Here is a 21,758-nt window from a genome sequence, read left to right as displayed (position 1 = left end):
GGCTATCCTGCGTGGAGCCCCATCGTTACACATGCCTCTGTACATGGACGTACACCGGAACGTGGATGCGAGTGCGGACGAGGTCGCCAGGGCCCACGCGAAGGACCTCGAGGTCCAGGAGAAACACGGCGTGAACTACCAGCAGTACTGGGTCGACGACGACCAGGGAGCCGTCTTCTGCCTGTTCGAGGCGCCCGACAAGGAGGCCGGCGAGGCGGTCCACCGCGAGGCCCACGGCCTCGTCGCCGACGAGATACACGAGGTCAGGGAGGGGGACTGACCCCGCGGTCCGGACCGCGGAGGGGGTCGGCGACCAAGAGGTATATTGATAAGTACCGCTCCGTGAAAGGTGGAGTACACACGGAGCCGAAGCATGAGTGAGGACGCCCCCGTCGTTCTGGTCGTCGAAGACGAGCCCGACCTCGCGGACCTGTACGCCGCGTGGCTGGGCGACGAGTACGACGTCCGCACCGCCTACGGCGGTCACGAGGCGCTCGACGGGCTCGACGAGGCGGTGGACGTCGTCCTCCTCGACCGGCGGATGCCCGGACTCTCCGGCGACGAGGTGCTCGTGGCGGTCCGCGACCGCGGCATCGACTGCCGGGTCGCGATGGTCACCGCCGTCGAACCGGACTTCGACATCGTGGCGATGGGCTTCGACGACTACCTCGTGAAGCCGGTCACCCGCGACGCGCTCACGGGAACCGTCGAGAGCCTGCTCCGGCGGGGGGAGTACGACAGCGGAGTCCAGGAACTGTTCGCGCTCGCATCGAAGAAGGCGGTGCTCGAGTCGGAGAAGGCCCGCACCGCGCTCGAGAGCTCCGAGGAGTACCACGAACTCGACGACCGGCTGGGGACGCTCCGCGGCGAACTCGACGAGACGCTCGAGGAACTGGACGAACACGACGACTTCGACCTGGCGTTCCGCGACCTCGATCGCGGGAACGACACCGACGACGGATTCGAGTTCTGAGGCGGCTCGGACGGTTCTGTTCGGCTAACTCCGTCGAGTATCGCTCGGGGTAGCCCGGTTTCGAGTCGCCCGGGGCGGTCGCCTAGAACCCCTCGTCGAGCAGTTCGCGCGCGACGATGTTCTTCTGGATCTGGGTCGTTCCCTCGTAGATCTGGGTGATCTTCGCGTCGCGGTAGAGCCGCTCGACGTCGTGGTCGTTCACGAAGCCGGCGCCGCCGTGGAGCTGGACGGCCGTGTCGGCGGTCTCCACGGCCGTCCGGGAGGCGAACTCCTTGGCCATCGACGCGAGCTTCGTCAGCCCGTCGGGGTCGTTCTCGACGGCCCAGGCCGACTCGTACGTGAGGTTCCGCGCGGCCCGGACGTTCGTGAACGCCTCGGCGAGCTCGTGCTTGACGGCCTGGAACTCCGATATGGACCGGCCGAACTGCTCGCGTTCCTTGGCGTACTCCAGCGCGCGCTCGGCGGCCCCCTTCGCGATGCCGACGCCCTGGGCCGCGACGGCGGTCCGGGTCTCGTCGAAGAACTGCATGAGCTGGAGAAAGCCCATGCCGCGCGAGCCGACGAGGTTCTCCTCGGGCACGCGCACGTCGTCGAAGACGAGTTCGGCAGTGTCGCTCGCGCGGATGCCCATCTTGCCGGTGATCTTCTCGGCGTCGAAGCCGTCGCGGTCGGACTCGACGATGATCTGGGAGTAGCCCATGTAACGGTCCTCCTGGTCGGGGTCCGTCTCGCACATCACGACGAAGTAGTCGCCGACCGAGCCGTTCGTGATCCACATCTTGTTGCCGTTGATCACCCACTCGTCGCCGTCCTTCTCCGCGCGGGTGGTGATGCCGGTCACGTCAGAGCCCGCCTGTGGCTCGCTGATCGCCGCGCCCATGACCGTCTCGCCGTCCGTGACGGGGGCGAGGTACTCCTCCTTCTGCTCGTCGGTGCCAAAGCCCATGATCGCCTCGGCGCCGAACGCCGCGGAGGTGATACAGAGCCCGATGCCCGGGTCGACCGCGAACAGCTCCTCGGTGATGATGGCCGTCTCGAAGGAGTCGTAGCCGACGCCGCCGTACTCGACGGGGATGTGCGGCCCGGCGAGCCCCATCTCGGCCGCCTCCTCCATGACCTCGTACGGGTAGGACTCCTCGACGTCGTGTTCGGTCGCGACCGGGGCGATCTCGTTCTCCGCGAACCGTCGGACCTCCTCCCGTAGCTGCCGTTGTTCGTCGGTGAGCGCGAACTCCATGCGGCATCCTCTCACACCGGGTACCTAAACTCCGTGAAACGGCGAACAGCGGGCTCCCAGTTGTCGGGCCGTGCGTCGGCCGGCAGCGCGCCGTCGAGCGGTGCATCGTCGCGGGGGGTCCTCCGACGGCACATCGTCCGGCGGCACGTCGTCCGACGGGTCGGGGTTCGTCGAGCGGACGCGACCGGTCGGGCGGGGCCGCCGAACCGGGTCAGCGCTCCGCCAGGAACGTCTCGAGCCTGCGGGTCGCCTCCTTCAGTTCGTCCATCCCCGTCGCGTACGAGAGCCGCAGGTGACCCGCGCCGCCGTCGCCGAACGCGCCGCCAGGGACGGCCGCGACGCCCGTCTCCTCCAGCAGCGTCTCGGCGAACGCCTCGTCGTCGCCGTCGGGAGCCACCTCCGCCACGCGGGGGAACGCGTAGAACGCCCCGCGCGGTTCGGCGACCGCGAGCCCCAGTTCGCGGAGCCTGGTCGTGAGGTACCGGCGTCGCCGGTCGTACTCGCGTCGCATCTCCCGGACGTCGTCCTCGCACCGCCGGAGCGCGGCGACGGCCGCGTGCTGTGCCGTGGTCGGCGCCGACAGCATCGCGTACTGGTGGACCTTCGTCATCGCCGCCGAGGCCGTCGGGGGCGCGAGCGCGTAGCCGAGTCGGAGCCCCGTCATCGCGTACGCCTTCGAGAAGCCGTTGACGACGACGGTCCGCTCCCGCATCCCCGGCAGCGTCGCGATGGAGACGTGCTCGTCGCCGTAGGTGAGCGCGGCGTAGATCTCGTCCGAGACGACCACCAGGTCGTACTCGCGGCAGAAGTCGGCGACCGCGGACAGTTCGGCCCGGGACATCGTCGCGCCGGTCGGGTTGTTCGGGTAGCAGAGCACGAGCACGTCGGCCTCGTCGGCCCCGGCAGCCAGGAGCGCCTCGGGCGTCAGCGACCAGTCGTCCTCGTGGTAGGTCGGCACCGCCAGCGGTTCGCCGCCGGCGAAGGTGACGCCCGGTTCGTAGGAGACGTACGTCGGCGTCGGGAGCGCCACGACGTCGCCGGGGTCGACGAGCGCCCGGAACGCCAGGTCGACCGCCTCGCTCGCACCCGTGGTGACGAGCACCTCCTCGTCGGGGTCGTACTCGAGGTCGTACCGCCGGACGTGCCGTGCGATCTCCCGCCGGAGTTTCGGCTTCCCCCGGTTGGCGGTGTAGCTGGTCCGGCCGCGCTCCAGCGACTCGATGGCCGCCGAGCGGGCGGGCCACGGCGCGGTGAAGTCCGGTTCCCCGACGCCGAGCGAGATGACGTCCTCGCGCGACTCCGCCACCTCGAAGAACGCCCGGATGCCCGAGGGCGGGACGGCGTCGACGCGATCCGCCGGGGTGAACCGGTCCCCCTCGTCGGCGGCGGCCCCTCCGCTCCCATCCACGTCGCCGTCCGCGGTCAGGTCGGTGCCCCCGTCGGTCGGGTCGCCGGACTCGTCGCCCTCGCTCATGGCGTCACTGAGAGCCGGTCGTCCTCGTCACGGTCGTCGAAGACGACGCCGCGCTCCTTGTACGTCTCCATCACGTAGTGGGTCACCGTCCTGGTCACCGCCGGCAGCGGCGCGACCTCCTCGGCTACGAACCGCGAGACGGCCTGCATCGTGTCCGCGCTCACGTCCAGCGCGAAGTCGTAGTCGCCCGAGACGAGCCGCAGGGAGTCGACCGTCGGCGACTCGGCGATGCGGCGGGCGATCTCCTCGTAGGCCGTCTCCCGGTCGAGTTCCACGTTCACCTCGACGATGGCGGCGACCCGGTCCGCCTCCGCCCGGTCCCAGTCCACGACGGCGGTGTAGCCGCGGAGGACGCCCGCCGCTTCGAGGTCGTCGAGACGTGCGTCCACCTCGTCCGCGGGGAGGCCGGTCTGGCGTGCGATGTCCTCCGTGGATTCGCGTGCGTCGGCGACCAGGGCGTCGAGCAGGGCGCGCGTCTCGTCGTCCATGGCGGGGTGTGACGCGCGCCGGAGAAAGCGGTTTCGTCCGGCGCAGGAATCCCCGCTCTGGGTGCGTGGCGGAGATTCGAAACTTCTCGGGTCAAGCATCGTGGGGATTGCCGGTGTTATCTGGAAAGCCCCCACGGCTCTCTGCTTCGGTGTTGGTTCGGTCGTCGTGGCGTCCACCTCGAAAGCCCCCGCGACTCTCGGCTCCCGCGAGACGCTCCGCGCTCCTCGTCACTCGGCCTTCGGCCTCGTTCCTGCGGTGCTTGAGGGGTCGGGGTTCGCCGAGTTACGGGAGAGCACACTCTCCCGAATTCACGGGCGCGTGCGCCCGTGAACGTCGCGGTCCCTTTCAGTCCCGCCCGACTGCACCGCAGCCACGCCCTCCCCAGCCGATTCGCTCGCCTCCGGCTCGCTCATCCGGCAGGCAGGGAGGCCCGCCGGCACGCGCCGTCCGTACGTCCCGGGCCAACCACGTGGCGCGCGGCGGCCGCGCTCCGCGCGGCCGATCGTGCGAGGGGCGAGGTCCCGACCGCAGGGAGGGTCCTCGCCGGTTGGGGAGGGTGAGGAGCGGTGCGGTCGGGCGGGACTGAAAGGGGCCGCACCGAGTCCAGCGCCGCGGGGGCTTTCGAGGCGTTCCCACTTCCAGCAGGAGCAACTACGGAGAAGACGGCTTCACCGAAACCCGATGATCGCCACGGGTCAGAACCCATTTACCCCACGGAACCGACCGACTCGCAAATGAACTACCTCCCCTGGGCCGTCCTCGCGCTCCTCTCGTACTCGATGGTCGCGCCGCTCATGCGGGTCGCCACCAGCGGCGCGAACCCCATTCCGAGCAACGTCGCCGCGCTCGTGGCGAACGCCGTGCTCGTGCTGGTCACCCTGGCGGTCATCGGCGCCACGGGCGAGGGCGTCGTCGGGTACCTCGACGATCCGAAGATGCGCCACGTGTTCGCCGCCGGCGCCTGCCTCGCCGTCGGCATCCTCGCCTACTACCGCGCGCTCTCGATGGGGCCCGTCTCCATCGTCGCCCCCGTGTTCGCGATGTTCTTCGTCACCTCCTCGCTGGTCGGCGTGCTCGCGCTGGAGGAGCCGGTCACCGCCCGGAAGGTGGCCGGCGTCGCGTTCGCCGTCCTCGCCGTCCTGCTGGTCGCGGGCGAGTAGCCGGGACGGAACCGACCCACTCGCCCCGTTGTGGGAACGGTTTTACTCCCCGGCCCGGGAGTGTCGGGCATGGTAGCCGCCGAATCCGACTCCGAACTCGAACGGGGCGACGCGGCGCCCGATTTCGAGCTTCCGGGGCTGGGCGGAGAGCCGGTTCCGCCGGAGCAGTGGGAGACGTACTCGCTCGCGGACTTCGCGGACGCGGGAGCGCTCCTCGTCGTCTTCACCTGCAACCACTGTCCGTACGCGCGGGCGAAGTTCGACCTGCTGAACGACGTGGCCGCCGAGTACGACGACTGCGCGGTCGTCGGCGTCAACCCCAACGACGCGGGGGAGTACCCCGAGGACTCCGCCGGGAAGATGGCCGAGTACGTCGCGGACGGCCGCGTCGCCTACGACGCGTACCTCCGGGACGAGTCACAGGAGGTCGCGCGCGCCTACGGCGCGGTCTGCACGCCCGACCCGTTCCTGTTCGGGAACCGCGACGGGACGTTCGAACTGGCCTACCACGGCCGACTGGACGACGCGCTCAACCCCGACGACGAACCGGAGGAGATCTACGTTCGCGACGCCGTCGAGGCGGTCCTCGCCGGCGAGGAAGTCCCCCACGAGGACCGTCCGAGCCGCGGCTGTTCGATCAAGTGGCTCGACTGAGCGGCGGCCGGAGGTGACGGGGTCGTCCGTCGATCAGCCGTCCGCGTCGGCGTCCGCTCCGTCCGCGTCGGCATCGCTTCCGTCCGCATCCGCGTCGGCGTCCGCCCCGTCCGAATCGGAATCCCCGTCATCACCGTCCGTATCGGAGTCTCCGTCCCCGTCGTCCGCGTCGGCGTCGGAGCCAGCGTCCCGCCCGGAATCGGTTCGGAGGGGGGTCGCCCCCGACGGTTCGGAGGTGCCCTCGACGTCGCCGCGGGCGGCGAAGATGACGACGGGAGGGAACACGTACGCGCCGATCGCCACCACCGAGAAGAGGGGGTCGATGAAGACGAGCAGGCCGAACGCCGTGAGCGCGGCCGTCGCGATCGCGTGGACCGCGGTCCGGGTGTATCGCCGATAGAACGCCCAGAACCCTCGAATCCACCCCGTGGCCGTCGATACCGACGCCGTCTCGGTCACTGTCAGGGACATACGCGTCGTTCGGGAGCCACGGCCAAGTACCTCCGCTCTCCCTCGATGAAAGGTCACCCACGGATACACGACCGTACGGAGAGGTGGCGTCGGGTGAGCGTCGAAACTCGGACTCAGGCGTCGTCCGCGTCCGCCGGCCCCCTCCTCCCCGCCGCGTCAGCCTCGGACGCGTCAGCCTCGGACGCGTCGGTTACCCCGCCGGCCTCGTCCGCGTCCGACCCCTCCGCAATCGCCGCCCCGTGGGCCTCCGACGCCAACTCGGAGAGCGCCTCGCGGGCGTTCGCGACCGCCGCCTCGCGCTTCGCCGGGTACGCCTCGACCTTCGCGCGGAGCGTCAGCCCGGGGCCGAGTCGGACGTCGCCGCCGAACGCCGCCTGCTTGTCGAGTCTGAGGAACAGGGAGTTGTTGTCGTCGACGCGCTCGTCCAGTTCCGAAAGCACGCGGTCGATCTCCGGCAGTTCCGAGAGCACCGACAGCACGTGACGGACGTCGTCGGCGTTCTCGACCCGCGCGGACAGCACGACGATGCGGTCGCCGTGGTGGCCCTCGTTCTTCACCCGGTCTATCGGGAACTCCCGGGGCAGGAACGTCCGGAGCGCCTGCTCGACGCGCTTCTCGTCCTCCGTCGCGTAACAGAAGGTCCGGAGGTCGACGTAGTGGAAGGGGACGCTCGCCATGGGTGTGGGTCGACCTCGGAGGGTAAAAGGGTTGGATTCCGCGTCCGGTCGGCGGACCCGGCGTTACTCCTCGTCCTCGTCCGCCGCCGAAAGCTGGTCGGCGGGGACGCCCTGCTCCTGTCCGTCCTCGAAGGAGACCGTGTACGTCGCGTCGCCGAACATCGTCTCCATCACCTGGGTCACCGTGCCGGTCTGACCGTCGAACTCGCTGTGCTCGTCGGAGAGAACCACGCTGTCGTCCTTCTCGAACTCGCTCATGGGGCGCGGTTCGGGGCGGTCGCACAAAAGGCCGCTGAAAACGCGCGGGGACGGTCGGGGCCGTCGACGGTCGGGACGCCTGACGGTCGACCGGTGACGACGACGGCGCGCCGGCCCGGTCAGTCGGCCGCCGACGGCGTCCGGTGGAGCGGCTGGCCCGCGATGGCCCGCCGGAGTTCGGGCAGCGAGTCGCGGCCGTGCTCGGACATGGCCGTCACCACCGCGAACACCTCCTGACGGCTCACCTTCACGCCGCGGCCGTCGACGGCGCGTTCGGGCTGGGCGGCGAGTTCGCGGAGGGTGCCGACCGCGAGCAGGAACGGGATGGCCCACGCGTCGAGCGTGTTGCCGTCGACGAGCGGGAGGTGTTCGAGGTACGACTGCGCGTCGTCGAGGAACGTCCGCGCGTGGTCGGTGGTCCGACCGACGACCGCGGCGGTCCCGTCGCGGTGTTCCGCGGCGGTGAGGTCGTCCTGCGGAACGTCCTCGGCCGCGAGCCACTCCTCGGGGAGGTAGACGTTGTTCTCCTCCTCGAAGTCGTCGTGGACGTCCTTCGCGACGTTCACGAGCTGGAGGAGCAGGCCGAACTCCTCGGCCGTCTCGTGGAGCCGGCGGGCGCGCTCCTCGGCGATGTCGCCCCGGGTGAGGAGGTTCGTGACGAGGTTGCCGACCGTGCCGGCGGCGTAGTAGCAGTACTCCTCGAGTTCGCTCCGGCTGCCGATGCGGAGCCCCCCCTCGTCGGCGTAGCGGTCGACGAACTCGGCCATCCCGCCGACGAGTTCCCTCACGGGCGGGACGATGGCCCCGCGGACGTCCCCCGGGAGCTCCTCGAAGGTGGCGAAGACGCGTTCGGACTCCGCGACGACCTCCCAGTCCGGCGAGCGGTCGTCGGCCGGCGGGAGGTGGTCGTCGACGGCCCGGCGGAAGTCCGCCGGCGTCGCGTCGGCGGTCGGGTCGAGGACGGCGTCGTACAGGCGGAGCAGGTCGGCCTGCTCGTCGGGGTCGATGCGGTCGGTGTCCTCGACGGTGTCGGCGACGCGACAGAGGAGGTATCCGAGACAGATGTACGACGACATCGGCTCCTCGAGCACGTCGACGGTGAGCGCGAAGGTGCGCGAGACGCCCTGCACGGATTCGTGACACCAGGCGAGGTCGGCGTCGGGAGCGGTCGTGACGGGGCGGTCTGCATCGGACATTCAGGTGACGGGTATAGGGTAGGGGGGATAAAAAGTGGTGCGGGGCTGCCCGCCACGCGTGAGCACCGCTCGTGGACGCGTCGGCGCCGCCGGGGGATACCTTTTACCCCCCGCCACGATACATCCGGGTATGATTTCGCTCGACGAGGCCGTGACGGCGCGGCTCGAATCCCACGGCGCACGGTTCGAGGTGCTCATCGACCCCGACGCCGCCCTCGCCATCAAGCGGGGCGAGTTCGAGGGCGACCTCGAGGACATCATCGCCGCCGAGGACGTGTTCGAGGACGCCTCGCGGGGCGACAGGCCGGCCGAGGAGGACGTCGAGGAGGTGTTCGGGACGACCGATCCGATGGAGATCATCCCGGAGGTGGTGAAACGGGGGGACATCCAGATCACCGCCGAGCAGCGCCGCGAGATGACCGAACAGAAGCGGAAACAGCTGATCAACACGATCGTCCGCAACGCGGTGAACCCGCAGATGGACGACGCACCCCACCCCCCGGAGCGCATCGAGCGGGCCCTGGAGGAGGCCGGGTTCACGATCGACCCGATGGAGCCGGTCGAGAACCAGGTCGACGACGCGCTCGACGTGCTCCGACCGGTCATCCCCATCCGGTTCGACGAGGTGACCATCGCCGCCCAGCTCCCCCCCGAGTACGCCGGGAGCGGGCAGGCGAAGGTGCGCGAGTTCGGCGACCTCGAGCGGGAGGAGTGGCAGGCCGACGGCTCGTGGGTCGGCGTCGTCACGTTCCCGGCCGGGCTCCAGAACGAGTTCTACGACCTCGTGAACGAGGTGTCGAGCGGCGAGGCGGAGACGCGCATGATCAGGGACGAGGACGACCTGGACACGAGGTAACCGCCCCCGTCTAGCCACCTCGGCACCGTTCGTACCCTCGGAGCGGTGGCCCCGTTGCTGACGAACGGGCCCGAGAGGCGTGAGGAGCGCCCGAAGCGGTCGGCGGCTCAGTTCTCGAGGTATCTGTCGGCGAGCGACTCCATCGTCAGGACCTCCAGTTCCTCGTCAGGGAGGTCGCCCAGGAACTCGAGATACTCCCCCAGCACGGACCACTGCTCCTCGTTGCTCAGATCGTACAGGTGACACCAGAGGTGGAGGGGGACTTCCGACTCGATGGCCCTGTTCGTCGCCCGTTCGAGGTAGAACCGGTGTGCGCGCTGCCGCGCAGCGAGGGGGAGGTGGCGGAACTCCGCTCGCGGGGGCTCCCGTCCGGAACGCAGGGTTCCCGCGGTCAGCGACGGGTAGGTGGTGCAGTACGTCTCGAGCACCCCGTCGTTCACGCGCAGGTTCCACTCGGGGTGCGGTCCGACGGTGACCTGTTTGAGACGGTGGGCGAGCGTCGGCGACTCCTCCGTCCGCGCGTAGCGGGCGACCCGGATGCCGTTCCGACGGAGCACCTCGTTGTTCGGGCGGTAGTGGCGTGGCGGGACGATGGAGACGACGTCGCCGTCGACGTCGGCGTGTAACTCCCCCACGCGTTCGAGCTCCGTCGACAGGAGGTCGTCGCTCGCCCGATCACACAGGAGATGCGAGAAGGTGTGGGTACAGAGTTCGTGGTCGACGTCCGCGTCGAGAACCGCCCGTGCCGTGTCGGGCCCGTAGAACAGGCCGTCCGTCTCGACGTCGGTGCCCGGGTCGGCGTCGAACCAGCCCTCGGGGTACGGCCCGTCGTGGATCCCGTCACACTCCGCCAGGAGTAAGTGGCCGACGACGTCGAAGCTGATCGGAACGCCGCAGTCGTCGGCCTTCCGGAGGAGCCTCCCGAGGTACTCCCGCTCGCGACGCCCGCCCTCCGAGAGGTGTCGTCGCGTGGGGAGGTCGTGGACCCCCCAGCCGAGTTCGATCTCGATGCTGATCGTCAGCGTGCCGGCCATCCCGCGGCTAGAGGTATCGACCCGACAATAATAGTAACACGCTTACGCGGGGTATGGTCCCGTTTCCGGCGGCCAGTCGGATCGGCGGTTCGCGGTCGCGCACCCGAGCGACGTTCCGGCGGCGTGCGACGGGACCGGGTGGCGCCCCGTCGGCACCACGGTTAAACCTCCGCACGCCGTACGCGCGAACATGACAGTCGGAATCGAACGCGAGGGGGCGGACTCCCGCCCGTGATCCCGTGGCACGGGTGAGTTCGACCCCGCCGGCGCGTCGACGCGCGAACGCCCCCAGCGGTGCCTTCGACCGCCCGTTCGGAGGACGGGCAGTGAAACCGTGAGGGCGCTCGTCGCGAAGCGGGTCGACCGCGGACACGCGGACGTCTCGGAGATCGTCGACCTCGCGGAGGCGGCGGGCCACGAGGTCGTCGCGACGCTGACCCAGACCCGGGAGGAGGACGCAGCCTACCACTTCGGCGAGGGGAAGGCCGACGAACTCGCCGCGCTCGTCGCCGAGTACGACGTCGAGTGCGTGATCGTCGACAACGAGGTCGGCCCGTACCAGACGTTCAACCTGGGACGGAAGCTCCCGGAGGGCGTCGAGGTCGTCGACCGCTTCACCCTCATCCTCGAGATCTTCGGCCAGCGTGCCCGGACGCGGAAGGCGCAACTGCAGGTCGAACTCGCCGAACTCCGGTACGAACTTCCCCGCGCCGAGGTGAAAGCCAGTCTCGCCCAGCGGGACGAGCGACCGGGGTTCATGGGGCTCGGCGAGTACGACGAGTCCCGCGAGCGGGACATCAAGTCCCGGATCTCCCGCATCAAGTCCGAACTCGACGACATCGCCGACAAGGAGGAGGAGCGGCGCGAGCGCCGTCGGGAGTCCGGCTTCGACCTCGTCGCGCTCGCCGGCTACACCAACGCCGGGAAGTCGACGCTGCTGCGTCGGCTGGCCGCGGACCTCGACGTCGACGAGAACGCCGACAGACATCCGGACCTCGACGCGACGGCCGAGTCTGAGGACGACCTGTTCACGACGCTCGGCACGACGACCCGCCGGGCGGACACCGGGAAGCGCGACGTGCTCCTCACCGACACTGTCGGGTTCATCTCCGATCTCCCGCACTGGCTCGTGGAGTCGTTCCAGTCCACCCTCGAGTCGGTGTACTACGCCGACCTCGTGCTGCTCGTGGTCGACGCGAGCGAGCCGATTCGGGAGATGCGCGAGAAGCTCGTCACGAGTCACGACACGCTGTACGAACGCAACGAGGCCCCGCTCGTCACCGTGTTCAACAAGGTCGACCAGCTAGACCCGGACGAACTCCGCGAGAAGCGGGAGGCGCTCTCGGCGCTCGCCCCGAACCCGGTCACCGTGTCGGGGCTGACCGGCGAGAACGTCGACGTCCTCCGCGACCGCATCGAGGCGGAGCTCCCCGACTGGAAGCACGAGCGGCTTCTCCTGCCGCTCTCCGACGGGACGATGAGCCTCGTCTCGTGGATCCACGACAACGGGCACGTCGAGCGCGAGCGCTACGACGAGGAGGGGGAGACGGTCACGCTGGAGTTCGAGGCGCCGCTCCCCGTGGTCGAGCAGGTCAGGGCGCGTGCGGCGGAGATCGAACGCGGCATCGAAGCCGGTTCGACCTGAGCCGCGCGATCGGGGCCGACGGTCCGATCTCGCCCGCTCGTCGGCCTCGGTAGGTCGCCCGATATCGGCCGTTAACGGGATCATAACCTTACCGATGGGACCACATCGTCGGAACATGACCGATGGACCCGTGTACCACGTCGTGTGCCGAGAGTGTCCGACCGAGTCGCTACGCGACTCCTCGAACGCCGCGGAGGACCTGGCGACGACTCACGCGGCCGACACCGACCACTCGGTGGCGGTCGGGCGGATCGAGTGACGTATTGGCGGGGCGACCGTCGGTCGTCCCATGACGAGCACCGGCGAGGACGCCGACCGGCTGAACCGTTGCGTGGCGGCGGCCGAGAGCGGGGGAGACCTCGCGCTCGAGTCGTTCCGCTCGGAACTCGCCGTCGACACCAAGCGGGGACCGATGGACGCCGTCACGGAGGTCGACCGAGCCGTCCAGCGGCACGTGTTCGACGGACTCCGTGCGGAGTACCCGGACGATCCCGTCGTGGGCGAGGAGTCGGACGCGTCGAAGCGAGTCCCCGACGACGGGCCGGCCTGGGTCGTCGATCCCATCGACGGAACGACCAACTACGCGTCCGGTAACGCCAACTGGGTGACCAGCGTGGCGTTCTGTCGGGACGGCGAACCGGTCGCCGGCGCGAACTACGCGCCCGTCACCGGCGACCTGTACGCGGCTGGTCCCGGTCGCGCGACTCGGAACGGAGAGTCGGCGTCGCCGAGCACGACGACCGACCCCGAGGCCTTCCTCGTGAATCCGCTGTTCGGTACCTCGCCGGATCACCGCCGCGAACTCCATGCGGCAGCCGGGACGGTGCTGTCCTCGTTCGGCGACCTCCGGCGGTTCGGCTGCGCGCAGGCGGCGCTCTCGGGAGTCGCCTGCGGCGAGCTCGACGCGGCCGTCTCGACGGTCGAGCTCCACGACTGGGACACAGCGGCCGGCGTCTGCCTGATCCGCGAGGCGGGCGGCGTCGTCACCGACGTCCACGGCGATCGATGGGTTCCCGGCGCGACGGGGCTGCTGGCCTCCGGCGGCGCCGCTCACGACGAACTCGTCGCCTCCTTCGGACCGTCGTCCGACTGAGTCCGGCTACTGCAGCGACTCGACGACGCGCAGGAGGTCTCCCTTCTCCTGAACCCCGACCAGCCGCTCGGCCTCCTCGCCGTCGGCGTAGAACTGGAGCGCCGGGATGCCCCGGACGCCGGCCTCCCCCGCGAGCGCCTGGTGTTCGTCCACGTCGACCTTCAGGACGAGCAGGTCCTCGACCTCGTCGGCCAGTTCCTCGACGGTCGGCTCCAGCATCTTGCACGGGCCACACCAGTCGGCCCAGTAGTCGACGAGGACGATGCCCTCGTCCGTCAGCTCCTCGAACTGGTCGCGGCTCTCGACGTGCACCGGCTCCGCGGCGGCGGTCTGGCTGCTCATGACCCTCCGTACGGGCGTCCGGCGTATAACAGTTCCACGTGCGTGTCGAACCGACGCACGAGCGCCGGCCGAGTGCCGGGCGGGAACAGGTGGCGGACAGGCGGCCGATTACCGTGCACGTCGGTCGGCCGCGCACCCGCGAGCCGACGTGCAGTCGCTCGTCAGCGCACGGCGGCCGTGGTCCCGTCCTGATGCTTAAACTTCGTAGGAGAGCACCGCTCCGTCGTCGACGCGGGCGACGTCGACGAGGTCCAGTTCGGGGAACCCGTCGAGGAACCCCTCCCCGTCCGCGAGCGTCGGCGCGTCGCGGCCGCCGACGACGATCGATCCGACGTAGAGGGTCAGTTCGTCCACCAGGTCCGCGGCGAACAGCGAGAAGAGGAGTTCTCCCCCGCCCTCGACCATGAGTCGTTCGACGCCCTCGGCTTCGAGTTCATCGAACGCCTCCGCGAGGTCGACGCGCTCGGTTCCGGCCGTGACGATCCCGGCGCCGGCCGATCGGAGCGCCGAGACGTCGTCGGCGCTCGCGTCCTCGCTCACCAGCACGTACGTCGTCGCCTCGTCGTCGAGGATTCGCGCGTCCGTCGGCGTTCGCGCCCGCGAGTCGGCGACGACTCTCGCCGGGAACCCGTCGCGGCCGCTCCGGAGGCGCTGGACCCGCCGGTCGTCCTCGTCGAGCGTCAGGTGCGGATCGTCCGCGAGCACCGTGCCCACGCCGACCATCACCGCGTCCGCCGCCGCGCGAACCCGGTCGACGCGGTCGAAGTCCTCCGGGCCGCTGATGGCGACCTGCTCGCGTCGGCGGGTGGAGAGTTTGCCGTCGACGGAGACGGCGGCGTTGACGTGGACGTACACGGGGTCAGTTCCGGTAGCCGAGCGGCTTCTTCTGCTCGACCTCGATCTCGACGTGGACGGAGTCCGGGAACTCCATGTGGCCGACCTCCCGGGCGATGTGGTCGTTGCCGTGGATCTCGAGGCGGCGGGAGAACACCTCGTAGCTCCACTCGCCGAGCGTCGTTCCGGGGGCGAGCCTGTCGTGTAGCGGGACGCGGACGTGTTCGGAGGGTTCCGTGTGCGGGCCCTTGCACTCGGCGCCCTTCCGTTCGAGCATGTTCCGGAGCCCTTCGACGGTGTCGTCGAGGGCGTTCCTGTCCCCGCTCTGGAAGCGGAGTTTGGTGACGAAGGTCATTGTGGGCTGGGATCCGTGCGGAACGAGTACGCCCGAGCACTAAAGCACATCTACCGCTCGGGTCCGCGTGGGTCGATGCCACGAACCTCGGTTCGCCGGCGGTCACTCGTGGGGCGTTCCGAGCGCCGCCGCCACGATTCGCGTCGTTCAGGCGTTCCGTGGTCCGACATTCTCTTAACGCAGGGTCGCTTATTCCACGGTAATGCCGGTCGAAGCGACCAGTGCCGGAGCCATCCTCTTCCGCGACACCCGCGGCCACAGGGAGTACCTGCTCCTGAAGAGCCGACCCGGGGACTGGGAGTTCCCGAAGGGCGGGGTCGAGGGGGAAGAGGAGCTCCAGCAGACGGCGATCCGCGAGGTTGAGGAGGAGGCCGGAATCGGCGACTTCAGACTCGTCGACGGCTTCCGAGAGCAGTACGACTACGTGTTCCAGGCGGGGGGGAACACCATCCACAAGACGGTGCACCTGTTCATCGCCCACTCGTTCGAGGCGTCCGCCGAACTGTCCACAGAGCATCGCGACCTCCAGTGGCGCGACTACGAGCAGGCGCTCAACACCATCACCCAGGACGGCCCGCGGGACATCCTCAGGGAGGCACACGACTACCTGAACGACCTCCAGGCGGCCGAGAGCGAGGAGTACGTGCTCCAGCGGTCGGGGGACTGAGTCGCGACGGAGCCCGCGACTCCCCGCACGCGCATCCGTCGGGAGCGACCGCCAGGCGGTCCCGGAGACGGGGGCGTCGGCGCCCCGCCCGTCGGCCACCGAAACCGATTTCCACCCCTCCGGCGTCCTCCCCGACGTGTTCCCCGGGGCGGGCGACAGCGAGTTCGCGTTCGAACTGCTCGTGAGCCGGTGGGCCGAACTGGCCTGGCACCCGACCGACGGCCGGCGGCCCGTCGTCGTCGCCAGACAGCTCGGCACGAAGGAGCGACGCTGGGACACGGTGATCCTCGAGGTCGACCGGGACGCGTTCGCACGCCGACGGCTGTTCGGCGAACGCGGGCTCGACTCGGACCTCCTGCGGGTGGTCCGGGGCGCACCCCCGGCGTTCGCGTGGTACCGTGACGCGCTCGAGGACCCCGGGTTCCCGTGGCGCTACGTCCGCGCGGCGGTCCACCGCGCCGCCGGGCGGGACCTCGTCGAGAAGCGGCGCGGCCCGAACGGCCGCGTCGAGTTCCGCCGCGTCCGGGAGTACCCCGACTGGGTGGAGCGGGTCGTCGTCGTCGAGAACAAGCCGGACCTCGACGCGAGCGCCGCGCGGGCGCTCGCCGGCCAGCTCCGGCACGACCTCGACGCGGGGCTCGCCGACGAGGTGTGGGTCGCGACCGGCGCGACGGGCGAGCGCGTCTCGCCAGCGCTGCTGGAGGACATGCCCGTCGAGGTCGGCGTGCTGGAGTTCGACTTCGACGACGGCGTCGACGCCGACGCCGCGGAGGTGGTCTGGCACCCGACGCGGCTCGACGCCGACGGCGACCCGGACAAGCGGCTGGAGCTCGCGGAGCGCGCCTACGGCAAGGGGTGGCGCTCGTTCCGCGAGACGATGCGGCCGGACTGTCGGCACTTCGAACTCCGTCGGGAGGGCCGCGCGCTGGTGCCGCACTGTGGGGCGAAGGGACGCGTTCCCACGGCCGCGGAGTGCTCCGGCGGCTGTTCGGAGTTCTCACCCGAACCGCCCCAGTGGCGGACGAACGGCTGGCCGATCGAGGGCGGCCCGGGCAAGGGAATCAGGGCGCTGTTGAGCCGACGTCGCGAGCGGGAACGGGAGCGCGCGGAACGCGCAGGAGCCGACCCCGGCGGCGCCGCCGGGACGGGGACCGAAGCTACTCGCTGACCTCGACGTCCACCGCGTCGCGCTCGACGGCGAGCCGGAACGTCGGGACGGTGCGGTACTCCACCTCGACGACCTTCTTCCGGCGGAGGCTCTGGAGCGCCCGCCGCACGTCGCCCACCTCGGGGTCGACCTCGAAGCGCTCCCGGAGCTTGTTGAGCACCGACACCACCGACTCCGAGCGCTCGTCGGGGCCGGCGAGCACCGCGAACACCTGGCCGTGCAGTTCGGGGACGCGGATGCGATCCGGGACGCCTCCTTCCTCGCCGTCGTCCTCCACGCCGGGTTCGACGCCCGTTAGCTCGGCCGCCTCGTCCGTCGCACGGATCAGGCTGTCGTCGTCCCGGTAGTAGTAGTCCGAGAGGTGGTTCTCGAGGTAGCCGTGGACGTCGCTGCCGCTCTCCAGCCCCCACCGCTCGCCCAACTCCGAGTTCTTCGTCGGCTGGAGGCGGACGACGTCCGCCAGTCGCTCCAGCTCCTCGTCGGTGAGGCTCATCGACCGACGGTTTCCCCCGATGCTATTTCGGCCTACCGGTTCGGACGACGGTGGTGGTGTGATGGTGTTTCGCATCCTCCGTTCGGAAGTATCTCGATGGCCCGTGTGTCGACTTCCGAGCCGACAGTGCGTCGTGACGATGGTCCCGGAATCCCCCGCGGGTTTCAGTTCGGGGCTAGTTCAGTCGTCGCGGGCTCGCTGCGCGTCCCATCTCACCTCGGAGTGAACCCCTCGGAACTCACGTTCGCTGCGCTCACGCGAGCCTCGCGCGCGTCCGGCTGGCACTACCCGGGGCCTGCGGTCCCGTGAGCTCACCCTCGCGTGACCGGATACCAGCCGGCACGCGCCACTGCACCGGCAAATCCACGCGGCGCGCGGCCGCTCGTGTGAGGGACGAGCACCACAGGCGAGCGACCGCAGGGAGCGTGAGGAGCGCAGCGTAGGCCGCGGGGGCTTTTCGAGAACTGCTCCACGGCGACCGACCCGACACCGAAGCCGAGCGCCGCGGAACGCTCTCGAGCCACTTCACGACGGACGAACCGGTCGATACCGAAGCGCCGTCGGGGGGAACAGTTACGGCCCGGGCCGCCGACACCCCGCGCATGCCCGAATCCGACACGGTGACGCTCGAGATCGAGGACGACGTGGCCACGATCACCGTCGACCGACCGGACTCGCTCAACTCGCTGAACGTCGAGACCCTGGAGGCGCTCGACGGGGGGGTCGACGAGGCCGAATCCGCCGACGTCCGCGCGCTCGTGCTCACGGGCGCCGGGGAGGACGCGTTCATCGCCGGGGCGGACATCAGCTACATGCGGGACCTCTCGACGCCCGAGGCGCAGGCGTACGCCGAACTGGGCCACCGCGTCGCGGGGAAGCTGGAGACGTTCCCCGCGCCGACCATCGCCGCGATCAACGGGTACGCGTTCGGCGGCGGCTGCGAACTCGCCATCGCCTGCGACCTCCGGGTTGCCTCCGAGCGCGCGGTGCTCGGACAGACTGAGATCGACCTCGGCATCATCCCCGGCTGGGGCGGCACCCAGCGGCTCCCCCGCCTCGTCGGCGACGAGGCCGCGAGGCGGCTGATCTTCTTTGGCGAGCGCGTCGACGCGACCGACGCGAGGGAGTACGGGCTGGTCGGCGAGGTCGTCGCCCACGACCAGCTGGACGACCGCGTCGCCGACCTCGCGGGCGATCTCGCGGCGAAGCCCGCGTTCGCGCTCCGGGCCGCGAAGGAGGCCATCAACGCCGTCCACGAGGAACCCCAGGGCGCGGGGCTCACCTACGAGCGCCGCGCGTGGGCCGGCCTGTTCGGCACCCACGACCAGCGCGAGGGGATGGACGCGTTCCTGGAGAAGCGCGACCCCGAGTTCGAGTAGCGATCCCCTCTAGCCGGGTCCTCCTCGCCCGCGTCGCCCGCCCGTCGGATTCCCGGACGTTCCGACGCTGCCGGTGGATTTCGGTGAAATCCGAAACGTAGTTCGTGAACAGTGTTCACGCTCCACTTCGGAGTTACGGGGACGCTACGGCCCATGGCGGGTTGGTGGTGTGCAGCGTTTATGCCCCCCGAACGCTTCCTGAACGGCGATCGAACGGATGAAGACCCAATACTACACGTCGACGAGCATCGACGGGTATCTCGCCGACGAGGACGACTCACTCGACTGGCTCTTCCAGTTCGGAGACATCGAGGAGATCGAGGGCGTGAAGGACGACTACCCGCAGTTCGTAAACCAGGTCGGGGCCGTGGCCATGGGCTCGACGACCTACGAGTGGATCATCGAACACGAAAGCCTGCTGGAGGACCCGGAAAGATGGCCGTACGAGGTTCCGGCCTGGGTGTTTAGCGGTCGGAAATTACCGGTGGTCGATGGTGCGAGCGTTCGCTTCGTGCAGGGGGACGTCGCGCCCGTCCATGCGGACATGGTGAAGGCCGCGGACGGCGAGAACATCTGGCTTGTGGGTGGTGGTGACCTCGTAGGACAGTTCCACGATCACGGACTTCTCGACGAGATCATTCTCAGCGTCGCTCCCGTCATGCTCGCTTCGGGTGCGCCACTCCTGCCGCGCAGGATCACCACCCCGCCCCTCGAACTTGCTGACGTGCGAAAACGTGGCGACGTTTTTGCGGTTCTCACCTACGAGGTGCGGTAGTTCAGTGAGGGCTGATCCTGGAACCCCCTTTAGATCAAACTACTGATAATTAGAGTAGGACGATGCTCTACCCGTGTAGTTTTCGGAGTGGCGGGAGAGTACGGTCGTCCGGTTTCCCCACGATGATCCCCACTTTTCGCGGAAATGGGTTAGTTCTTCGACCGTTAGTTGACCGACTCCACAGTGGATTCACGAACGACGGTTTGGAAAAGCGGAAGGCCCAGGAACTACCGATGGACGGGCCGAAAACCATCTGGCTACTCTCCCGGCGCCACGATTAGGTCAGTGTAGCGCGTACCCGTTTCCATGGACCGAGTGAGACTCTCCCGCGTCGAATCGCGCCTCGACGACCTCCAGTACCCAATCAGCCGCGAGGACGCGGCCGAACACTTCGCGGACACGACGCTGACCTACGCGGACGGCGAGGAGAACCTCGGCGACCGGATTCTCGACTGCCGGAGCGAGTCGTTCGCCGACCTCGACGAGCTCGTCTCCGACCTGTACAACATCCTCCCCGTGGAGGCGCTCGGCGAACCCGGCCAGTCGGAGGGGGACGCCTGAGGCGAGATCTGACCGCAGCCCACGTCGGCGCCGTCCGTCGATCGGCAATCCCCGGCGCTTAAGTACGCCGACGGCCGAGTACGGGGAAATGGAATTCTGCGACGAGTGCGGTTCGATGATGAAGACGGAAGGCGACATGTGGGTGTGTGACTCCTGCGGCTTCGAGAAGCTCCGCGACGAGGCGAAGGAGGCGGCGATGACGACGACGCAGGGGCAAGAGGAGGGGGAACTCGTCGACATGTCCGACGTGGACGCCGCCGAGATCGGTCCGACCGTCGAGCAGAAGTGTCCCGAGTGCGACGAGGTTCGGTCGGTCCGCTACGAGATGAAGCAGATCCGCTCGGCCGACGAGTCCGAGACGCGCTTCTTCACGTGTACCGAGTGCGGACACAAGTGGCGCGAGGACGACCACTGAACCGGTAGCCCGGGTGCGGGGCCGTTCACGTTCCGACGACGGGCCGACCGACGGCGCGCGGGACGTCCGTCGAACGGCGACCGGCGTTCCGGACCCGCGAACCGAAACACCGACCCGTTCCGGGAACGTAAGAGGGCGGCCTCGTCTCGCGGGGCCGTCGTTCACCATGCCACCCACACAGATCAAGGATCCCGTCCACGGCTACGTCGAACTCGAACAGCCGCTAGTCGACCATGTCCTCGATACGCGGGCGTTCCAGCGGCTCCGCCACGTCCGACAGCTGTCCGCGACGAACCTCGTCTACCCCGGGGCGAACCACACGCGCTTCGAACACAGCCTCGGCGTCTACCACCTCGCGCGCACGGTGTTCGAGAACCTGCGGTCCCAACCGTACTTCACCCGGAACGCCCCCGAAGCCGAACTCGACGAGGTCCAGCGGACGCTCGAGTGTGCGGCGCTCCTGCACGACGTCGGCCACCCGCCGTTCTCGCACCTCGGCGAGCGCGTGCTCGACGCGGACGACCTCCGCGACCGGCTCGCCGACCGGGGCCTCCGCTCGACGTTCGAGGAAGCGGGCGTCGACGCACGGCCCCTCGCGACCGCCAGCCCGCACGAACTCCTCGGCTGCCTGATCGTGCTCGAGGAGTACGACGAGCCGCTCAGCGAACTCGGCGTCGACCCGTACGACGTGTGCGCGCACGTGCTCGGCTACAGCCTCGCGTTCGAGCGCGGCGGCCGCTGGCAGCACGGCGTCGCGGCCCAGATCCTCCACTCGCCCATCGACGTGGACCGGCTCGACTACATCACGCGGGACAACCAGATGACCGGCGCGGACGTGCTGAGCTTCGACACCGACCGCATGATCGACGCCTACACCGCCCACCCCGAGGAGGGGCTGGCGCTCTCGGACAAGGCGCTCAGCACGATCGGGAACTACCTCGAGGGGCGGATCGCCGTGTACATGTGGGTCACACAGCACCACAAGTCGGTGTACGCGAACGTCCTGCTGGGCGAACTGCTCGACAGGCTCGACGGCCTCGTGGACGGGTCGCCCGTCACCGCCGACCGCGTGCTCGACGAGCGCATCGACGACACCACGCTGATGGAACGGCTGCGCGTCGCCGCGCGCGAGCACCCCGACTCCACGCTCGCCGACCTCTACGACCGCTTCCGTACCCGGCGGTTCCCGGAGACGTGCTGGAAGCACCGCATCGCGTACGCCGACCGGGTGGACGCCCCCCTCGACGCGTTCGGCGAGTGGCTCGTGGACCAAGACGACCGGCTCGAAGTCGCGCTCGCCGACGAACTCGACGTCCCGGCACACGAGGTCTGGATCGAACAGTCGTACGTCCCCGAGTACGAACCCCAGGAGCTCCGGGACATCCCCATCGCGTACGGCGGCACCACCCGGTCGGTCGGCGAGCTGGGGCTCTACGGCGACCGCGCGTTCGACAGCCCCATCCCGTTCGTCTTCGTGCCCCGCGGGGTCGAGACGCGCGCGATCGAAGCGCTCGCCGAGTGGTTCCACGCCGACCACTGACGGCCGCCGCTC

At 69.5% G+C, this 21,758-nt stretch carries 26 protein-coding genes and 1 pseudogene; 15 read left to right on the top strand and 12 right to left on the bottom strand.

The features are described 5' to 3' along the window. Window positions 1-31 precede the first annotated feature (31 nt). Window positions 32-280 carry a DUF4242 domain-containing protein gene (locus HUG12_RS10725; RefSeq protein ID WP_179268767.1) on the top strand — a complete coding sequence of 83 codons (249 nt, stop codon included), beginning with the start codon at window positions 32-34 and terminating at the stop codon, window positions 278-280. Between the two features lie 93 nt (window positions 281-373). Next, window positions 374-973: a HalX domain-containing protein gene (locus HUG12_RS10720; RefSeq protein WP_179268766.1), complete on the top strand. Its 600-nt coding sequence runs from the start codon at window positions 374-376 to the stop codon at window positions 971-973. An 82-nt stretch (window positions 974-1,055) separates the two neighbouring features. Here the strand turns inward: HUG12_RS10720 and HUG12_RS10715 are convergent, their stop codons facing one another. From HUG12_RS10715 to HUG12_RS10705, 3 genes are all read right to left on the bottom strand, one after another. After that, complete coding sequence (locus tag HUG12_RS10715) at window positions 1,056-2,210, bottom strand: acyl-CoA dehydrogenase family protein (RefSeq protein ID WP_179268765.1); 1,155 nt, start codon at window positions 2,208-2,210, stop codon at window positions 1,056-1,058. 211 nt (window positions 2,211-2,421) lie between these two features. Next, window positions 2,422-3,684, bottom strand: a complete 1,263-nt coding sequence (locus HUG12_RS10710) for a pyridoxal phosphate-dependent aminotransferase (RefSeq protein WP_179268764.1) — start codon at window positions 3,682-3,684, stop codon at window positions 2,422-2,424. After that, complete coding sequence (locus tag HUG12_RS10705) at window positions 3,681-4,172, bottom strand: Lrp/AsnC family transcriptional regulator (RefSeq protein ID WP_179268763.1); 492 nt, start codon at window positions 4,170-4,172, stop codon at window positions 3,681-3,683. The genes HUG12_RS10710 and HUG12_RS10705 overlap by 4 nt, the downstream gene beginning before the upstream one ends. A 735-nt stretch (window positions 4,173-4,907) precedes the next feature. On the opposite strand from HUG12_RS10705, the gene HUG12_RS10700 reads away from it, so the two are divergent. Next, window positions 4,908-5,333, top strand: a complete 426-nt coding sequence (locus HUG12_RS10700; RefSeq protein ID WP_179268762.1) for an EamA family transporter — start codon at window positions 4,908-4,910, stop codon at window positions 5,331-5,333. Window positions 5,334-5,402: 69 nt separating this feature from the next. Continuing rightward, window positions 5,403-5,987 carry a thioredoxin family protein gene (locus tag HUG12_RS10695; protein WP_179268761.1) on the top strand — a complete coding sequence of 195 codons (585 nt, stop codon included), beginning with the start codon at window positions 5,403-5,405 and terminating at the stop codon, window positions 5,985-5,987. 33 nt (window positions 5,988-6,020) lie between these two features. Here HUG12_RS10695 and HUG12_RS10690 read toward each other — a convergent pair whose 3' ends face one another. From HUG12_RS10690 to HUG12_RS10675, 4 genes and pseudogenes are all read right to left on the bottom strand, one after another. Next, a complete protein-coding gene (locus HUG12_RS10690; protein WP_179268760.1) occupies window positions 6,021-6,458 on the bottom strand; it encodes a hypothetical protein in 438 nt (145 codons plus the stop codon). A gap of 254 nt (window positions 6,459-6,712) precedes the next feature. Then, window positions 6,713-7,135 (bottom strand): annotated as a pseudogene (locus HUG12_RS10685) (RNA-binding protein); the annotation flags it as partial. Window positions 7,136-7,198: 63 nt separating this feature from the next. Further along, the gene (locus HUG12_RS10680; protein WP_179268758.1) at window positions 7,199-7,393 is read right to left on the bottom strand and encodes a DUF1918 domain-containing protein; all 195 of its coding nucleotides are present in this window, start codon (window positions 7,391-7,393) and stop codon (window positions 7,199-7,201) included. 119 nt (window positions 7,394-7,512) lie between these two features. Then, the gene (locus HUG12_RS10675) at window positions 7,513-8,589 is read right to left on the bottom strand and encodes a phytoene/squalene synthase family protein (protein ID WP_179268757.1); all 1,077 of its coding nucleotides are present in this window, start codon (window positions 8,587-8,589) and stop codon (window positions 7,513-7,515) included. A gap of 130 nt (window positions 8,590-8,719) precedes the next feature. Between HUG12_RS10675 and HUG12_RS10670 the strand changes: the two genes are divergently transcribed. After that, window positions 8,720-9,445 carry a ribosome assembly factor SBDS gene (locus HUG12_RS10670; protein WP_179268756.1) on the top strand — a complete coding sequence of 242 codons (726 nt, stop codon included), beginning with the start codon at window positions 8,720-8,722 and terminating at the stop codon, window positions 9,443-9,445. A gap of 107 nt (window positions 9,446-9,552) precedes the next feature. Here HUG12_RS10670 and HUG12_RS10665 read toward each other — a convergent pair whose 3' ends face one another. Continuing rightward, complete coding sequence (locus HUG12_RS10665; protein WP_179268755.1) at window positions 9,553-10,479, bottom strand: polysaccharide deacetylase family protein; 927 nt, start codon at window positions 10,477-10,479, stop codon at window positions 9,553-9,555. Between the two features lie 334 nt (window positions 10,480-10,813). Here HUG12_RS10665 and hflX point away from each other — a divergent pair, with 334 nt between their 5' ends. The 3 genes from hflX (at window position 10,814) to HUG12_RS10650 (ending at window position 13,217) form a co-directional block, all read left to right on the top strand. Beyond that, complete coding sequence (hflX, locus tag HUG12_RS10660) at window positions 10,814-12,124, top strand: GTPase HflX (RefSeq protein WP_179268754.1); 1,311 nt, start codon at window positions 10,814-10,816, stop codon at window positions 12,122-12,124. Between the two features lie 115 nt (window positions 12,125-12,239). Beyond that, complete coding sequence (locus HUG12_RS10655) at window positions 12,240-12,383, top strand: hypothetical protein (RefSeq protein ID WP_179268753.1); 144 nt, start codon at window positions 12,240-12,242, stop codon at window positions 12,381-12,383. A gap of 30 nt (window positions 12,384-12,413) precedes the next feature. Further along, complete coding sequence (locus HUG12_RS10650) at window positions 12,414-13,217, top strand: inositol monophosphatase family protein (RefSeq protein WP_179268752.1); 804 nt, start codon at window positions 12,414-12,416, stop codon at window positions 13,215-13,217. 6 nt (window positions 13,218-13,223) lie between these two features. On the opposite strand, the gene trxA is transcribed toward HUG12_RS10650, so the two are convergent. The 3 genes from trxA to HUG12_RS10635 all read right to left on the bottom strand — a co-directional run bounded on the left by trxA (window position 13,224) and on the right by HUG12_RS10635 (window position 14,748). Beyond that, the gene (gene trxA, locus HUG12_RS10645) at window positions 13,224-13,559 is read right to left on the bottom strand and encodes a thioredoxin (RefSeq protein ID WP_179268751.1); all 336 of its coding nucleotides are present in this window, start codon (window positions 13,557-13,559) and stop codon (window positions 13,224-13,226) included. Between the two features lie 195 nt (window positions 13,560-13,754). Next, window positions 13,755-14,414, bottom strand: a complete 660-nt coding sequence (locus tag HUG12_RS10640) for a 2,5-diamino-6-(ribosylamino)-4(3H)-pyrimidinone 5'-phosphate reductase (protein WP_179268750.1) — start codon at window positions 14,412-14,414, stop codon at window positions 13,755-13,757. Between the two features lie 4 nt (window positions 14,415-14,418). Continuing rightward, a complete protein-coding gene (locus tag HUG12_RS10635) occupies window positions 14,419-14,748 on the bottom strand; it encodes an uS10/mL48 family ribosomal protein (protein WP_179268749.1) in 330 nt (109 codons plus the stop codon). Window positions 14,749-14,950: 202 nt separating this feature from the next. Here HUG12_RS10635 and HUG12_RS10630 point away from each other — a divergent pair, with 202 nt between their 5' ends. Next, on the top strand, window positions 14,951-15,415 hold the full coding sequence (locus HUG12_RS10630; protein ID WP_179268748.1) for a bis(5'-nucleosyl)-tetraphosphatase: 465 nt from the start codon (window positions 14,951-14,953) through the stop codon (window positions 15,413-15,415). A 136-nt stretch (window positions 15,416-15,551) separates the two neighbouring features. Continuing rightward, entirely contained in the window at window positions 15,552-16,583 is a 1,032-nt protein-coding gene (locus tag HUG12_RS10625) for a DUF5787 family protein (RefSeq protein ID WP_179268747.1), read from the top strand. Here the strand turns inward: HUG12_RS10625 and HUG12_RS10620 are convergent. After that, window positions 16,573-17,076, bottom strand: coding sequence for a DUF5797 family protein (locus HUG12_RS10620; RefSeq protein ID WP_179268746.1), 504 nt, complete (start codon window positions 17,074-17,076; stop codon window positions 16,573-16,575). The two genes, HUG12_RS10625 and HUG12_RS10620, sit on opposite strands and share 11 nt — an antisense overlap. A 602-nt stretch (window positions 17,077-17,678) precedes the next feature. On the opposite strand from HUG12_RS10620, the gene HUG12_RS10615 reads away from it, so the two are divergent. The 5 genes from HUG12_RS10615 to HUG12_RS10595 all read left to right on the top strand — a co-directional run bounded on the left by HUG12_RS10615 (window position 17,679) and on the right by HUG12_RS10595 (window position 21,746). Continuing rightward, entirely contained in the window at window positions 17,679-18,455 is a 777-nt protein-coding gene (locus HUG12_RS10615; protein ID WP_179268745.1) for an enoyl-CoA hydratase/isomerase family protein, read from the top strand. A gap of 217 nt (window positions 18,456-18,672) precedes the next feature. Beyond that, complete coding sequence (locus HUG12_RS10610; protein WP_179268744.1) at window positions 18,673-19,230, top strand: dihydrofolate reductase family protein; 558 nt, start codon at window positions 18,673-18,675, stop codon at window positions 19,228-19,230. A 306-nt stretch (window positions 19,231-19,536) separates the two neighbouring features. Beyond that, window positions 19,537-19,791 (top strand): DUF5789 family protein, encoded by a 255-nt coding sequence (locus HUG12_RS10605; protein ID WP_179268743.1) that lies wholly within the window; start codon window positions 19,537-19,539, stop codon window positions 19,789-19,791. 88 nt (window positions 19,792-19,879) lie between these two features. Beyond that, window positions 19,880-20,206: a transcription factor S gene (locus HUG12_RS10600; RefSeq protein ID WP_179268742.1), complete on the top strand. Its 327-nt coding sequence runs from the start codon at window positions 19,880-19,882 to the stop codon at window positions 20,204-20,206. 166 nt (window positions 20,207-20,372) lie between these two features. After that, entirely contained in the window at window positions 20,373-21,746 is a 1,374-nt protein-coding gene (locus HUG12_RS10595; protein WP_179268741.1) for an HD domain-containing protein, read from the top strand. Window positions 21,747-21,758 lie beyond the last annotated feature (12 nt).

The sequence above is a fragment of the Halorarum salinum genome (assembly GCF_013402875.1).
Lineage (GTDB): Archaea > Halobacteriota > Halobacteria > Halobacteriales > Haloferacaceae > Halorarum > Halorarum salinum.
The sequence above is the reverse complement of the archived record's forward strand: the minus strand, read 5'-3'. Positions and strand labels throughout refer to the sequence as shown.

Bases quoted from the DNA above. Each gene is read 5' to 3' on its own strand.
- HUG12_RS10655 (WP_179268753.1), top strand. From the start codon at position 12,240: ATGACCGATGGACCCGTGTACCACGTCGTGTGCCGAGAGTGTCCGACC.
- HUG12_RS10610 (WP_179268744.1), top strand. From the start codon at position 18,673: ATGAAGACCCAATACTACACGTCGACGAGCATCGACGGGTATCTCGCC.
- HUG12_RS10690 (WP_179268760.1), bottom strand. From the start codon at position 6,458: ATGTCCCTGACAGTGACCGAGACGGCGTCGGTATCGACGGCCACGGGG.
- HUG12_RS10665 (WP_179268755.1), bottom strand. From the start codon at position 10,479: ATGGCCGGCACGCTGACGATCAGCATCGAGATCGAACTCGGCTGGGGG.
- HUG12_RS10635 (WP_179268749.1), bottom strand. From the start codon at position 14,748: ATGACCTTCGTCACCAAACTCCGCTTCCAGAGCGGGGACAGGAACGCC.
- HUG12_RS10675 (WP_179268757.1), bottom strand. From the start codon at position 8,589: ATGTCCGATGCAGACCGCCCCGTCACGACCGCTCCCGACGCCGACCTC.
- HUG12_RS10715 (WP_179268765.1), bottom strand. From the start codon at position 2,210: ATGGAGTTCGCGCTCACCGACGAACAACGGCAGCTACGGGAGGAGGTC.
- HUG12_RS10620 (WP_179268746.1), bottom strand. From the start codon at position 17,076: ATGAGCCTCACCGACGAGGAGCTGGAGCGACTGGCGGACGTCGTCCGC.
- HUG12_RS10695 (WP_179268761.1), top strand. From the start codon at position 5,403: ATGGTAGCCGCCGAATCCGACTCCGAACTCGAACGGGGCGACGCGGCG.
- HUG12_RS10595 (WP_179268741.1), top strand. From the start codon at position 20,373: ATGCCACCCACACAGATCAAGGATCCCGTCCACGGCTACGTCGAACTC.
- HUG12_RS10630 (WP_179268748.1), top strand. From the start codon at position 14,951: ATGCCGGTCGAAGCGACCAGTGCCGGAGCCATCCTCTTCCGCGACACC.
- HUG12_RS10615 (WP_179268745.1), top strand. From the start codon at position 17,679: ATGCCCGAATCCGACACGGTGACGCTCGAGATCGAGGACGACGTGGCC.
- HUG12_RS10700 (WP_179268762.1), top strand. From the start codon at position 4,908: ATGAACTACCTCCCCTGGGCCGTCCTCGCGCTCCTCTCGTACTCGATG.
- HUG12_RS10725 (WP_179268767.1), top strand. From the start codon at position 32: ATGCCTCTGTACATGGACGTACACCGGAACGTGGATGCGAGTGCGGAC.
- HUG12_RS10650 (WP_179268752.1), top strand. From the start codon at position 12,414: ATGACGAGCACCGGCGAGGACGCCGACCGGCTGAACCGTTGCGTGGCG.
- HUG12_RS10600 (WP_179268742.1), top strand. From the start codon at position 19,880: ATGGAATTCTGCGACGAGTGCGGTTCGATGATGAAGACGGAAGGCGAC.
- HUG12_RS10720 (WP_179268766.1), top strand. From the start codon at position 374: ATGAGTGAGGACGCCCCCGTCGTTCTGGTCGTCGAAGACGAGCCCGAC.
- trxA (WP_179268751.1), bottom strand. From the start codon at position 13,559: ATGAGCAGCCAGACCGCCGCCGCGGAGCCGGTGCACGTCGAGAGCCGC.
- HUG12_RS10605 (WP_179268743.1), top strand. From the start codon at position 19,537: ATGGACCGAGTGAGACTCTCCCGCGTCGAATCGCGCCTCGACGACCTC.
- HUG12_RS10705 (WP_179268763.1), bottom strand. From the start codon at position 4,172: ATGGACGACGAGACGCGCGCCCTGCTCGACGCCCTGGTCGCCGACGCA.
- HUG12_RS10680 (WP_179268758.1), bottom strand. From the start codon at position 7,393: ATGAGCGAGTTCGAGAAGGACGACAGCGTGGTTCTCTCCGACGAGCAC.
- HUG12_RS10710 (WP_179268764.1), bottom strand. From the start codon at position 3,684: ATGAGCGAGGGCGACGAGTCCGGCGACCCGACCGACGGGGGCACCGAC.
- HUG12_RS10670 (WP_179268756.1), top strand. From the start codon at position 8,720: ATGATTTCGCTCGACGAGGCCGTGACGGCGCGGCTCGAATCCCACGGC.